The sequence below is a fragment of the Legionella sp. 39-23 genome (assembly GCF_001897665.1).
Taxonomy (GTDB): Bacteria; Pseudomonadota; Gammaproteobacteria; order Legionellales; family Legionellaceae; genus Legionella; species Legionella steelei.
Window position 1 is genome coordinate 20,339 of the sequence record NZ_MKTO01000048.1, and the last position, 13,539, is coordinate 33,877.

The following is a 13,539-nucleotide window of genomic DNA, read 5'->3' on the forward strand; positions in this document are numbered from 1 at the left end:
CGTTAGTTTCTAAAGCTTAAATTTTTTTGTGTCTGTGCGCACTATCAGTTTTTCTATCGCCACTGATGAAAACTGGCGGATGGAATAAAGAATGGCGCCATGACATAATCTGCAATGAGTCGTTTGTCTTTGAAGTTCAAACTATCAGAAATTAAAAATTGAACTCTCTATTGTCTTGTCGCATTTGCTGCGCTTCTGCCTTTTGTATTATCTGTGCCAATCGAGTTTGTGCTTGGGTGTGAAAAGATTGCAAATATTTCATTTGAAGCTCGAATAAGCCTTTCATTGCAGTACCATAGGAGCCATCCGTAGCAAGCCCTTCGCTGATAACACCAGAGTAAAGACAAGCATCTAATACAGCCGTATCAAGGATTTTTATTGCATATTTTAATGGGCTAATTTTTTCCGTATGACCATCTGGAAATGTAAAATCAATATGTGTGAGTATTAACGTGGGATTTTCCTTTATGATTCTCAAATTTCTTTGTAATTTGCATTATGAATATGGGTTATTAGTTCTGCTGCGCTTACATGACGTTGAAAAAAACTGAGCCCCCTTCGACTACTTAAAGCAAGTAATTGTACTTGTTTATTTGGAAGATATTGGTCACCAACTAGCCACAATACTACATCTGGAGTTTCAGCTAGGTCCGCTTTAACATTAGGCATAAGCAAAATCTCAATACAAAATTGTGATTTTTATTTTCTACAAATCATTATAATAAAGCAAGTATGCTAAGCCTCATGACAACTCGGTCAGAAAAATCGCAAATCTGTTTATTGAATTTATATGAGTGATAAACTAAGATGAGTGCGCACAATTTGATCACAAACAAAACAAAGGTTGCAAACATGAAAAAAATTTTGTCTCTTACAGCCCTTTCCATTTTGATTAGCAGCTGTGCTTCTATTCCTGCTGATCCGCAAACAGCACGTATTATTGCTTCACCCAATCAGGTACCCAAGGGATGTAAGTATCTAGGACAAGTTGTTGGAAACCAAGGTAACTTCTTTACTGGAGGCTTTACTTCTAACCGTAACCTAGAAGAAGGGGCAATGAATGATCTTAAGAATAAAGCAGCAAAATTAGGCGCAAACTACATTCAATTAGTTACCAATCGCGCAGGAGTGACTGGCTCTATGAGTGGCTCTTTTAATAAACACGGTGGTTTTATGAGTGGCGGCTCGGAACAAACTAACGTCACAAACTTAGGAAATGCATATTTTTGCCCACCAAAATCAATTGGATTAGAATAACACTTCATACTTCTAGGTGCCCTAATAACTTACGGCACCTAGTATCAAGCAGTCCTTGATAATTTGGGAACTGGTATCCTTCACAACCAAGCGCATCGCACTTCGAAATACACTCCCATACTTGTCGCATCCTGATTATATGTTTATCATAATACTTCATTTGTGCGCTTCAAAATGATGTATGCAAAACGAACTAAATAATGCATTTACTTATAATTACAAACAACCTGGCGAATATCATTTTAGCCTTGATTCAATTCACCTTGCGAGATTTGTCGCAACACAATTGCAATCCCACACAGACCTTGGTTCATTACGTGTATTAGATCTCTGTGCCGGCTGCGGGGTCATTGGATTTGAATTATCGTGGCATCTTCAAGCCATCCAACAGATTGACTTTATTGAGGTCCAAGATATTTATACTGAATATTTTTATCAAAACTTGGCTCACATCAATCGACCTGAATTGCAATTTCGCTGGCATCTTTTAAATTATGATGAATTACATCAACAAAAATGGAAAGACAAATTTGATTTGATAATCAGTAACCCCCCCTATTTCCTAGCAGGTCACGGAGTGCTTTCACCCTCTGAATTTAAAAATCGTTGTCGATTTTATTTAGATAGCTCTTTTCAGAATTATATTCGAGCGTTAGAAAATTCACTTTCGAACCAAGGTAAGGCTTATTTTTTATTACGCCCATTAAAACATCATGGTTTTGATTTATTTTCTGATATACAAAAAATACTACAGGAAACAGCTACAACAGTAAGAAAAATATCACATATCCGAGGTACAGATATTATTTTATTAGAAAAACTGAATTGACTATTTTTCAAATAGGTAAGAGTAACCCGCTTGCTTACAAACGGGGACTCATTCAGCTAAAAATACCGAGCACTAACTAATTATTGAAGAAACCAGAATATCATATTTTGAAAATCGCATCGAAACCGATGGTTCTTCAATATAACAGCCATCATGAGGAACTAAGACCCCATAAGATAGCTTCCCATGGAACTTAACACGACAGTAATAAGTTGCGCGTTTATTAACAATGTTATTAGTCACTGCATTCACTGGAATGCGGCCATTTTTGACAGGAACCCATTTTTCCACCTTTTGCGGAGCGGGACGCAGCGGAGGTACGGGCGTGACTGAATAGTCGCTAATAAGAACTGTATAATTATAAGGCCCAGGATAATAATACATGGGAGGAGGATAATAATATTCTGTATAGACTGGAGGGAAAAATACTGTGGTGGTAATTGCGGCCCCAAAGAATGCGCCAAAGAAAAAATCATTACCCCAACCCCAATAAGGTCCGGGACCCCAATAATATCCAGGCCCCCAATAAGGCCCAGATCCCCAGTACGATCTTCCTGCCCAATAGTGGTTATATCCATTATGCCAGTATCCACTATGCCAATTACCGTGATTCATCCAATTTGCATTGCCTGCAAATTCTTTATTTATATATCCATTGTGATGAAAAGCACCTGGATGATTTATCTCTGCCAATGTGTGGTTAAAAGGATGAACTGGATGTGTGTATCTCTGCAATGTATGATGTGTTTGTCCAAAAGATGGGCCTTCCTGGAAACCATGATAATACTCGTTTTCCCTATAGCCTCCCGAGTATTCCCTTGTATGATAATTATTATTCTGGTGATACATTTCAGCACCATGCGAAAAACCGCCCCCTGAAAAACCACCACCTGGAAATCCACCATGCTCATGAAAACCACCACCTCTAAACGAATGGGCCCAGCTAGGAGTATTCATAGCTAAAAACAGAATAATACAAAATAACTGAATGAATTTTCTCCAGAGTATCTTATTTGAGCTGGAACCCAATGTTCCTATAAACTGGTCATGTCGAACATCTAGCAATGCAGAGGAATAATTTAAGCATGTCCCTACTTTTCTATACATTTTGATCCATCCTGTTTAAGTCGATGTGTTCATTAAGCGCATTTTAACTAACTGTTGATTTTTACCAATCTTTTTTACGCCTGCTAACAGATACTATATATAAAAATAAAAAGCCGCTGATGATAACAACGGCCTTTTATGAATAATTGATATAGAAAACCCTGCTTATAGGCGTTTAAATATTGAGACAACTTAAGGATAAGGTTTTCTTAATTCTTGAGGCAGCTTATCTAAGAATTCTTGATCAAAACTTGTCCCCCAATTCATAATTTGCCAACCATTACTTTCTTTATGCAAATAAACCATGGCATTATCCGTAATAGGTTTATTGGGGACTACTTCGGCATAAGCATAGTCTCCAACACATTTTTTTGCGTAAATAGTAACGTCTTTTGATGATATATCGGTTTTTACGATGTAATTCGTGATTGCCCGTTTTATTTCTTTGTCAGCGTTTGGGGTGCAGGAATACTGACCAGCTGCATAACAAGAGATAGGAGCCATTACCACGAATAAAGCCAATAATTTATTACGCATATGAGTGTTTCCTTCATCAGATGATTACTGTATGTTAACCTATATCTAATCCCCCTTGAAGCATCAATAAGTAGAAGAAATTATTTATGGAAATTAATATTACCAAAAAAGAATATGAAGCATTACTGGATATGTTATATGTAGCTGACTGGGTCATACATGCATGTGCGATAAAAAAAGCAAAGCAACATGAATATGAGGCTTTAAAGCAAAAATTTCTATCTTATTTTAAAGAAATGGATGCCAGTGACAAAATAGAGTTTTCCTCAGAGTTAAATGAGTATTTTGAAACTGCAGAATATGAAAAATCTTTGAATGATACGCTTATCGAGCCTTTTGAACATGAACTGTTTTGGGATGAATTAATTCAGAAGCTGGGTGAACGAGATGTAATTCGTACAATTGGAGTTGAGCAATACAGAAGAATGAACTTTATCGATCGAATGAAAAAAGTCGAGGAAGTCAAAAAACAATATGCTCAGGAATTTGATAAACATGGATTAGAGCATCTTAAAATCGAATCTTAATTGCTTCACTTGATTATTTATGCATTTAACTGAACTGCACATGTTTTTATACGCTATAGTATAAACAACATCCTTATTTGAGAGTCCTATGGTAGACATCATTAATCTTAATAAAAAAAGAAAGGCAAAAACTCGCTTGGAAAAAGAAAAAAAAGCGTCTGAAAATCGCATTAAATTCGGAAGAACAAAAAAAGAAAAGCAAATCGCAAAAAAAGAGAATGAACGTGATGAACGACACCTAGATGGTCATAAGCTGGAAAAAAAAGAGGAATAATAAAGAAAACAACTCAAATCACTCTATGCCGCACGCCCCCAGCATTCAATTTTTCCTCAAGCAAATCATAGTTGTTAACAGATAAATCACACATAAATATATACAAAAAAATCTGTTTGTTTAAAATTTGACCAACCAAGAAAGGTGGTCTACATTTATAAAACTTTGTTTTAAATACTTGGATGTTTCAATAATGATTGTTTCTAAAAATATGGTACACGATATTGCAATCAGAGCAAAAGATTTTGCAAGAGGTATTATAAATGATGAGGACTCGAGTTCAACCAGCTTAAAAATGAATAATCATTCTCCTCAAAAGCAAGAGGCGATTGCAAGAGATGTTTGTTTAATGAGAGGTGGAGCAACGCGTCATGAAGGCTTAGAATATGGATCAGTCCACTGGCACCAAAGTCTTTCTGATCCGAAACATGGTTTTGGTAAAGAAAGACCAGAAGAAATAGCTCCTTCAAATCCCCAACCTCCCCGAAAAAAGAGCAGGTACCGCTCAAGTCTCAGACAGGCATGTGACGATTTTCTTGATGAGTCTGGTGTTGTTCAAGCGAGCAAAAAAGGTAATTGTGGCGAATATGCCATGTTAGCATTGAAATATGTTGTAGAGCATAACAATTCCAATAGTGCACAAATAAATGCTGAATGTTATGAGGTTCAGGGAGGAGATCATGTATTTCTAGTTGTAGGAAGAGATCCAGCCAGCAACCCCAAGGATCCTTCTACATGGGGAGAGTCCGCATATATATGCGACCCCTGGGCAAATGACGTTTATGAGGCAAAGGATTATTTAACCAAAACCAAAGGGTTTTCTACGAGTGCTGTTTCGCCACCGGCACAATTCCCAATTATAAATAAAACGATTGATTTTGACCCTCAAGAACATAGCTTGGCCCCCCAGCAAATTAATCCAAATTATAATACAACATACTTAAACCAGGCTCTGAATTCTGATCTCACGATAAACAAACAACACTATCTAGAAAGCATCACAAATCTATATGCTCGAAAATCGGCAGCCTTAACGGAAATTGTAGAGAGAAATATTACTGAATTGCAGCAAGCCAGTTCAGTTCTCTCAGCAGAAAAAAAGGCGATATTTGATAAAAAAATAACTGACTTACAGACGCTTAAGTCTTTAATTAATCAAAATTTTGATGAAATGGATAGGAACATAAAGGCCTGTAACCCAAAGGATCAAGAGTTGATGGACTCTAATCCTGTATATAAAAACAGAAGAGTTCTTGAAAATCATTTAGAACAATCAATAGTAAAATTAAAAGAAACAATGAAAGTAACCCCTGAAGAGGAAGAAACTTTGAATAAAGTTAATTTTTTGAACCAAAAGGGCATAAGTTTCATACAAAAACTCAGCGAAGGATTGGATTGTCTCAATAATGGAATAACAAAAAAAATAACAAACAGTCAGAGAACTACCAAACTTAAATTAAAAGACGTAGAGAATATGACAGACAGCACCCCTGTAAAGCGTGATAAAGAAGAAGCTTTTAAAAAGAAAGTTGAATCAGTACTCTCTGAAGAAGATACAAGTGCTCTTACAGAAAAACTATCCGATGAGAAAACTGACAGATTAAATCCTAAACATGTTTCCGAACGTGAAACATCGTCGGCTGAAGCAAAACCCGATGTACTCTGTTCTTCCGATAGAGAAAAAGAACCTGAGACACAACAGACCAAAGAAGATAAGGAATCTCAAAAAGATATAGAACTGGAACATGCTCCCCAACTTTCAGCGCCAACCAGTTCACTCGCTCCCCCCAACACATCAAATAATGTTGTCTCATTAGAGTCTTTTTTAGATAAGGTTGATATGAGTTCCCTAAACCAAATATCACATCAAGCAGAGAAACCAGCTGCAACAGATAAGAAAGTACAAGGTAGAATGGCTCAATTATGCTGATTACTTGTCCTAATATGCATTAGTAAATCGGAGTAGCCTGAGCTAAAATTAGTAGTATTACTTCATGCTCGTTAAAACACGGAAGGAGGACGAAAATGAAAATATTGATGGTATTAACTTCCCATGACCAACTCGGCAATACTGGGCGAAAAACTGGCTTCTGGCTTGAAGAGTTCGCCGCACCTTATTATGTTTTTGCTGATGCGGGAGTTCAACTGGTGTTGGCTTCACCGAAAGGCGGACAACCTCCAATCGACCCTAAAAGTGATTTACCAGAAAATCAGACTCCCGCTATGGAGCGGTTCAAGAAAGACGAGGTGGCAAAAAAAGTGCTGTCGCAAACGGCAAAGCTTGCCGACATGAAGGCAGAAGATTTCGACACAATATTTTATTCCGGTGGTCATGGCCCTATGTGGGACCTTGCCGAAAGTCCTGTTTCAATAAGCTTAATAGAGTCTTTCTACAATTCTGGCAAACCGGTTGCCTTGGTATGCCATGCCCCTGGCGTTCTTCATCGGGTAATGTACAAAGGCGCACCACTTGTCAAGGGCAAACGCCTGACTGGTTTTTCCAACAGCGAAGAAGAAGCCGTGCAACTGACACATGTAGTGCCATTCCTTGTAGAGGATGAGTTAAAACGACTTGGAGGCCTCTATGAAAAAGCCCCCGACTGGCAAAGTTTCGTCATCGTTGATGGTCTACTCATCACAGGACAGAATCCTGCTTCCTCCACTGCTGCGGCTGATGCGCTTCTAAAACTGATGTCACAGAAAGAAAAAGCAGCTTAATTTTAAGATTTTGCCATCTCAACACCGCATAATGGATTGTCGGGCTAAGGCCCGACCTACGCTTGCTAAGGAAAATTTTTTAGCATTTACAAGCCAGAGCCACTTATTTCAGATAATTTTAACTTAATGAACCATCCTTAATGGATCATCAGCAGTCAAATCAGGCTTTCCTTTCTCAGTATTATCATTTTCCTGAAAAAAATGATGTGGATTCCTTTTTTCACACTGGCTTTTCACGAAGGATTGAATGCTTGCAAAGAATGCCTCTGGAACATCAGACTCCATTGAGTGATCCGCATTAGGAAACACAATCAATTCATTATCAGGTATTCTGCTCGCCATGAATTCGGAATGTCTTTTATCGGTAATCCAATCTTCAGCACCTACTAAAATGAGCGTTTTGCATGCTATTTCATGCAAACGCTCTTCATAATTAAATGTTTGTAAAAATTTACTAAATCCTTCATTCAACGGCTCATGAGCAAAAATATACTCCGGAGCGGGCCGACTTACAGGAAGATTATGTCTTTTTCTCCAGGAATACATAGAATCCATAACATCAAAAAAATGATCCAGTTCTTCATCACTTATAAAACTTCCCGCCCATAGCTGCTCACAGGCTTTTTGTTGTTCCGGGGTACCTCGTTCTTTAACATTGAGACGCGCAGTTTCAAGGTTTCTAAAGCTTGGAGAGCCTGCCGCCAAAATAAGGCTAGAAACATGTTTCGGATATTCCAAAGTATATCCTAATGCACACATGGCTCCATAAGATTTACCCAATAAAACTATTTTATCCAGATTGAGATGTTTACGAATTTCATTAACATCCTGGATGTAGTTTTGCATGGTATATGATGTGGGATCATTTTTATCACTTAAGCCACAGCCTCTGGGATCGATAAATACTATATTGCTTGTTGTACATAGGCACTCATAATCCTTGTAATGAGAATGGTTAGCACCTGGGCCACCAGGAAGCATAAAAACGTAAGGCATTGTGTCGAGATTGCCCTCATTTTCACTGACTATACGTATATGCAACCTGGTTTTCGGTGCGTTATCCCGCACAGGGATATCAATAAATAAATCCTTAGCCCACATGTAATTCTCCTGATTCAAAAATAAAGTCTTGCATGACAATAAGTTAATTTGGTATTCATCTTCAACAATAAATTTTTTAATATCCTCTGTTATTTTTACGCCTTTAACATTATCCCAATATTTTGGCAAATACACAGTTTGCAGTTATTAATAGTATAAAAAAGATAATATAAGTTATATTTATGCGAATCTTTCCATAATTCATCGTGATGCCTTTTTAATATGATTCATTGTGTTATTTTGTTACAATGCCTTATTTTAAATAAAAATATACTTCATGGATAAACCCAAAAACAAAATGACTTCCGTCTCAGCCACTCAAGAGCTAAGAGCCCTGTTTGAGATCGACAATTCCAACAGACAAGCTGCCTGGTATAATCGTCTCATAACGTGCCTACCCCACGCTGTCTTCACTAGTGGTGATCCTGAGATCATCTTCAATCCTGCAGGCCTCACTTATTATAATCTTGAGCTTACTGAATCCATCCCTGAAGACTGCAGTACCATAACAAGCTATACCATTCCTGAGCTCATCGATACGTTCTTAATCAACGAAGGGGTTGGCATAGCCATCGAGGCACGTAATCCCAAACAAGCTATCGATCTCAGCTATGGCGACATCCTGGGTTTTCATCTCTATCGGACGTTTGCTGAACCAGAGGATCATCCTTTCAAAACAGACAAACCGCATGCCCATCTTATTCGCGAAGGCACTGACATCCTCATCAGTGACGTGCCAGTGCAGATCCTGCCTGTTACCTCAATAAAATTACTTGAAGCACTCATGCATCATTTCGGTATCAACGATGCCAAGGTCAAGCTCGTCTATCTCCCTGAAACTGAGCAGAATGAGTTAGTCCTCTCGATTGACCAGAATCAATCTGCACCCGAAAAAATACAAACGCTGATCCAAAAACTAGGATGGTTTTTACCAAGGTATTACTCATATTTGGCTTGTGATCTGAACAACGTATCCTCTTTGGTTGGAAAACACTAGAAGCAATTGAGTTAAACTCAAAATGTACACAGACCTATGCGAGTTTATCGTAGCAAACTAGGCCAAATTGTAAAAAATATGAAAGGAAAGGCAATTATATGAAATCATAAAAAACAATATGATATTATTTTGTTGCTAGTTCGAAACAAATCCTGCAAACAAGCGGTAGGCCTCGAACATGCGAATTACAACAAATTCTAGGAGTTATTATGTTAAAAAAAGCCATCCTGACTACTCTTTCCATTGCTAGCTTGTCTGCATTTTATCCTGCTTACGCGGATCCTGATTTAAGTTGTAAAATACAAGTTGCAGTTTCAACACCACCTATTGAGAGAGATCAATATGTTGCTTTTAATGTAGTAAATGATTATGGATTTGGTCTATCAACTACGCTTAGGGGTGGTAGTCAAGCACAATTTATTGAAAAAGTACCTTGCTCATCAGCGCCATTAACTATTAGCGCAACCCCTTATACAGTACCAAACGGCATGTTACAAACAGCCTCTATTGGTCAATGTGTTTTAAAATCCGGCCCCGTCATGTTAAATAGTCCAGAAAATAGTGTTTCTGTAGTATTCCCTTATGACTTTGAATGCAAGCCTATGAAGTAGGCTGTTAATCAAAGCAAACAGGCTCACGCATTTTAATCAAGCGAGCGTAGGCAGGGCTGTAAATCCTACACTCGCTACAAAGTCTCATGTTTTGATGGGCCAATAATAGTAGTAAATATCTTATGTGCGTAAATAAATAAGCTGTGATATCCCAAAGTTCCACCACTATGTGTCCCCTGCGCCCCGTAATCAGGATCATATATATGTCCTACCCCTAATCCATATCCCATATAATGACTCTTATGAGAAATAGGTTGGCCTTGAATACATTATTTTTCAGCTCCTACTGTTGTTTTTTGCCAAGAAAATGCTTAGAAAATAACAAATGAACCCAATTAGCTAGATCTTCACTATTACTAATTAAACCTCCTGCCGCACCAGCCCAGGATAAACTTACATCAGTAATGTCTTGTTGGTAAAATTGGGGCTGGTGTTGCGATGGCTCCATCATATATCCATGTGCCATTTCTTCGTAGTGGCATTCCGGATAACATTGCGTATCATAAAAAGTATACTTAAATTCTTGCGAATATCTTTTAAATATCCGCTCATCGATTACTTCCTTTAAAGATTTAAACAATACACTTACTTATTTTAGTAAATTAAACTTTACTGGCTTACCCTTTGCTCCTACGTACAAAAACTATAGAGTTTTGGCACGCCAAACATTACGAGGAATAATATACTAGACTTATCTATATTAAGGGATGAACTTAGGTTGGAGATGAAAAAAATTGCATTAGAAGAAGCTATTGTTGTTCCTGGCCGAGACTTAATTTTAGAACACAAAAGCCATCCCGAGTTTAATCAAAACTTAGTTCGTTTAAAAGATATACATAAGCTAAGAATTGATAGTATGGATGAAGCAGGGATTGATTTATCAGTACTCTCCGTAACAACTCCAGGACTACAATCATTAGCTCTAGCATCACAACTAGAGTCTTGCGCCCAAAAGTGGAATGACTATTTAATAGACTGTGTCACACAATCTCCAAGTAGATTTCGTGCCTTTGCCTGCATACCTACTTACGCCCCAGAGCTTGCAATCAATGAGCTTGAACGCCTTAAAGGTGTTCAAGAAATCGTTGGCTGCCTAATTAATGGATACGATAGCAGTGGCTATACTTCTGCAAAATACCTGGATGACAGTGCTTATGATGAATTTTGGGGCTACATTAATGATAACAACATCCCAATTTATATTCACCCCAGAGGGATTCCTGAGGGAAGAGTAGCTACTTATTCACCATATCAAGCATTACATGGCTCAACATGGGGATTTCATATTGAAACGGCCGAACATGTTTTGCGCCTAATGCTGTCAGGGCTTTTTGATAGGTATCAAAACCTTAAAATCATCATTGGACACATGGGGGAAATGTTAGCATTTTGGGCTTGGCGACTCGATCATCGACTAAAAGAAGAAGGTTGGCTTGAAAAATTGCAATGCAATAAAACAATTACAGAATACCTAAATTCTAATATATTCTTAACAACCAGTGGTTTTTTTGATACTCCATCTTTGATGCATGCAATTGCTACAGTTAGCATAGATAGAATCATGTTCTCAGTTGACTACCCTTATGAAGATAACTTGAAGGCAAGTCAATGGTTAGATTCACTACAATTGGATGATGAAGATAAAATGAAAATAAGTTACTTAAATGCTGCTAAATTACTAAATATATAAATTTCGCGAGTCCTTTGTTATGTGACAACCATAATCCTTATTGCGGAGCGGCATATCGATATCATGTGTTTTGCGACACTTGTAGTCTTGATATAGAACAGGAAGAAATCGGGAGTTTTGCGGAACATTGCTATGTATGAGATTCAATAAATCGGTTTTTCAAGGGTTGAACTATTTCGAGGTCAGTTTTCTAGCTTAAAGTCTACTTTTCACAGTAATCAGACATAATGAATGTCTACCTGTAGTTTCACCTGGTAATTTACCTTGGGTGAGCCCTCCCCTCCTGGCTCATATCCTAATTAATTTTTCAACTTCCGTATGTTAAATTGAGTTTATATAAATCAAATATTGTCACTTCATTAGGAGGGATTAAGCCCTTATTATTATGAAAAGTATAACTACAGGTTTTATCTAGGTGACTCGAGATATTCAACAATTTGAAAGAATTAAAAAAATTTTTCTTTTCCAGTGCAAATAAATCACATACTTGACAAAAAACAAGCAAGATAATAAAGTAATTACCATTTATTTAAAGTAGTTGAAGTTGATTTAAATTATGACCACAGAGCAAAAAAAAATTTCATCTTCTAACAATACTAACAATGGAATCCCACCTTCAATTATTCATTTTATTTGGATTGGAGGGACTCTTCCTGAAAAATATTTATTAGACTCTTTGATTAAATTGGGATTACTTGCTAAAAAACATGGGTTTAAAGTTTATTTATGGGTAGATGATTCTAGAAATTTTAGTAAGGCTATATCTAGATTAGCCTATGAAAAGTATCAATTTGATTTACAGATTACGCCAAACAATTTAGGAATTGAGTTAAAAGATATTCGTTCACTTATTGAAGAGATGCAAACAGATCCATTTTATCAGAATGACAATCGATTCAAGGATTTTTTATCTTATGTAAATCGTGAAATGATTGGCTTTAAAAATTTGGCCTCTGCAGCCGATTTTTTACGTTATGAAATTTTACGAGTAAAGGGAGGTTATTACTTCGATCTTGATACTGTGTTTTTGAAATTTAAGAATTTAGAATTAATCCCTGAGCCCTTACCTTATGGCATTAAACTTCATGGATTTGTAAACCATAATGGTGAATTAACTTCTGTCAATAATGATGTTATTGTCGCTATTCCTCATCATCCGGTTATAGAAGATGCTATCCATCATTCAATACAATCTTATAGGAAGCTAGATGGCGAAAATCAAGATTTTGATTATATATTAAGAATGCTTAAATTTCCTCTTCGGAAGGATCATACGAAAATGGATTTAAAACGCTATCCTTATTATCCCCCATATTTTGGCCTCAATAATATGTTTTTTAGTAAACGATGGGACTACACTTTAGATTCCGCAGGCCCAAATGCTCTTATATTTGGCTTGAATAACTATATAAAAAATATACAAAATAATAGTCCCGATATACCTCTAGGAACTATTTATAATGATTTAGTTATTAATCGAGTGACTAATTGGCCAGCACAGGAGTGTGAGCATCTTAGTTTAAGTAATATTCCTTTTAGAGGAGCTTCTGATCAGACATGGACAAACTCAAACTATAGAGTAAAAGGTTATGACGATAGTAGTATCCCTTCTTCTTTATTTTTAAAAACGTAAACGATACTCAAGATAAACGAATGAACACTATCTGGTTGGCTAAATTTTAAAAGGCTATGATTAGTAATGAGCAAGCATCATTTGCAGGTATTTTTTTTCAAGTGCTACAGTTTGTTTTTTATCTTTAGGACAATGATTTTAATTCATAGACATTTGTCCCATATTTGATTGATCCATTGCAAAAGCACATGAACTTATTAATGTAAGTCCTAAAAGTATTGAACACTTCTTCATTTCCCTATCTCCTAAATTAAGTAA

17 protein-coding genes are annotated in these 13,539 nt (G+C 36.9%); 10 read left to right on the forward strand and 7 right to left on the reverse strand.

What is annotated here, in order from left to right:
• Window positions 1-151: 151 nt before the first annotated feature.
• Window positions 152-478: a hypothetical protein gene (locus BGO44_RS18300; protein WP_058509559.1), complete on the reverse strand. Its 327-nt coding sequence runs from the start codon at window positions 476-478 to the stop codon at window positions 152-154.
• Window positions 475-669 (reverse strand): hypothetical protein, encoded by a 195-nt coding sequence (locus BGO44_RS18305; RefSeq protein WP_058509558.1) that lies wholly within the window; start codon window positions 667-669, stop codon window positions 475-477. The genes BGO44_RS18300 and BGO44_RS18305 overlap by 4 nt, the downstream gene beginning before the upstream one ends.
• A gap of 183 nt (window positions 670-852) precedes the next feature.
• Between BGO44_RS18305 and BGO44_RS18310 the strand changes: the two genes are divergently transcribed.
• Both BGO44_RS18310 and BGO44_RS18315 read left to right on the forward strand, forming a co-directional pair.
• Complete coding sequence (locus BGO44_RS18310; protein ID WP_058509570.1) at window positions 853-1,257, forward strand: DUF4156 domain-containing protein; 405 nt, start codon at window positions 853-855, stop codon at window positions 1,255-1,257.
• Between the two features lie 181 nt (window positions 1,258-1,438).
• A complete protein-coding gene (locus tag BGO44_RS18315; protein ID WP_058509557.1) occupies window positions 1,439-2,086 on the forward strand; it encodes a methyltransferase in 648 nt (215 codons plus the stop codon).
• 72 nt (window positions 2,087-2,158) lie between these two features.
• Here the strand turns inward: BGO44_RS18315 and BGO44_RS18320 are convergent, their stop codons facing one another.
• Together BGO44_RS18320 and BGO44_RS18325 are read right to left on the reverse strand one after the other, a co-directional pair.
• The gene (locus BGO44_RS18320; protein ID WP_058509556.1) at window positions 2,159-3,193 is read right to left on the reverse strand and encodes a hypothetical protein; all 1,035 of its coding nucleotides are present in this window, start codon (window positions 3,191-3,193) and stop codon (window positions 2,159-2,161) included.
• A 192-nt stretch (window positions 3,194-3,385) separates the two neighbouring features.
• Window positions 3,386-3,730, reverse strand: coding sequence for a hypothetical protein (locus BGO44_RS18325; RefSeq protein WP_058509555.1), 345 nt, complete (start codon window positions 3,728-3,730; stop codon window positions 3,386-3,388).
• An 86-nt stretch (window positions 3,731-3,816) separates the two neighbouring features.
• On the opposite strand from BGO44_RS18325, the gene BGO44_RS18330 reads away from it, so the two are divergent.
• The 4 genes from BGO44_RS18330 (at window position 3,817) to BGO44_RS18345 (ending at window position 7,249) form a co-directional block, all read left to right on the forward strand.
• Entirely contained in the window at window positions 3,817-4,257 is a 441-nt protein-coding gene (locus BGO44_RS18330; protein ID WP_058509554.1) for a hypothetical protein, read from the forward strand.
• An 88-nt stretch (window positions 4,258-4,345) separates the two neighbouring features.
• Complete coding sequence (locus BGO44_RS18335; protein ID WP_058509553.1) at window positions 4,346-4,531, forward strand: DUF4169 family protein; 186 nt, start codon at window positions 4,346-4,348, stop codon at window positions 4,529-4,531.
• 193 nt (window positions 4,532-4,724) lie between these two features.
• Entirely contained in the window at window positions 4,725-6,461 is a 1,737-nt protein-coding gene (locus tag BGO44_RS18340; RefSeq protein WP_058509552.1) for a hypothetical protein, read from the forward strand.
• 95 nt (window positions 6,462-6,556) lie between these two features.
• On the forward strand, window positions 6,557-7,249 hold the full coding sequence (locus BGO44_RS18345; RefSeq protein ID WP_058509551.1) for a type 1 glutamine amidotransferase domain-containing protein: 693 nt from the start codon (window positions 6,557-6,559) through the stop codon (window positions 7,247-7,249).
• A 123-nt stretch (window positions 7,250-7,372) separates the two neighbouring features.
• Here BGO44_RS18345 and BGO44_RS18350 read toward each other — a convergent pair whose 3' ends face one another.
• Window positions 7,373-8,350 carry an alpha/beta fold hydrolase gene (locus tag BGO44_RS18350; RefSeq protein WP_058509550.1) on the reverse strand — a complete coding sequence of 326 codons (978 nt, stop codon included), beginning with the start codon at window positions 8,348-8,350 and terminating at the stop codon, window positions 7,373-7,375.
• A gap of 277 nt (window positions 8,351-8,627) precedes the next feature.
• On the opposite strand from BGO44_RS18350, the gene BGO44_RS18355 reads away from it, so the two are divergent.
• Both BGO44_RS18355 and BGO44_RS18360 read left to right on the forward strand, forming a co-directional pair.
• Window positions 8,628-9,347, forward strand: a complete 720-nt coding sequence (locus BGO44_RS18355) for a hypothetical protein (protein ID WP_273199425.1) — start codon at window positions 8,628-8,630, stop codon at window positions 9,345-9,347.
• A gap of 209 nt (window positions 9,348-9,556) precedes the next feature.
• Window positions 9,557-9,958, forward strand: a complete 402-nt coding sequence (locus BGO44_RS18360; protein ID WP_058509548.1) for a hypothetical protein — start codon at window positions 9,557-9,559, stop codon at window positions 9,956-9,958.
• Between the two features lie 74 nt (window positions 9,959-10,032).
• Here BGO44_RS18360 and BGO44_RS18365 read toward each other — a convergent pair whose 3' ends face one another.
• Together BGO44_RS18365 and BGO44_RS18370 are read right to left on the reverse strand one after the other, a co-directional pair.
• On the reverse strand, window positions 10,033-10,188 hold the full coding sequence (locus tag BGO44_RS18365; protein ID WP_273199427.1) for a hypothetical protein: 156 nt from the start codon (window positions 10,186-10,188) through the stop codon (window positions 10,033-10,035).
• Window positions 10,189-10,241: 53 nt separating this feature from the next.
• Window positions 10,242-10,538 carry a serine hydrolase domain-containing protein gene (locus tag BGO44_RS18370; protein ID WP_273199428.1) on the reverse strand — a complete coding sequence of 99 codons (297 nt, stop codon included), beginning with the start codon at window positions 10,536-10,538 and terminating at the stop codon, window positions 10,242-10,244.
• Between the two features lie 144 nt (window positions 10,539-10,682).
• On the opposite strand from BGO44_RS18370, the gene BGO44_RS18375 reads away from it, so the two are divergent.
• Entirely contained in the window at window positions 10,683-11,648 is a 966-nt protein-coding gene (locus tag BGO44_RS18375) for an amidohydrolase family protein (protein ID WP_058509542.1), read from the forward strand.
• 556 nt (window positions 11,649-12,204) lie between these two features.
• Window positions 12,205-13,281, forward strand: a complete 1,077-nt coding sequence (locus BGO44_RS18380) for a glycosyltransferase (protein WP_273199431.1) — start codon at window positions 12,205-12,207, stop codon at window positions 13,279-13,281.
• Window positions 13,282-13,539: the final 258 nt, after the last annotated feature.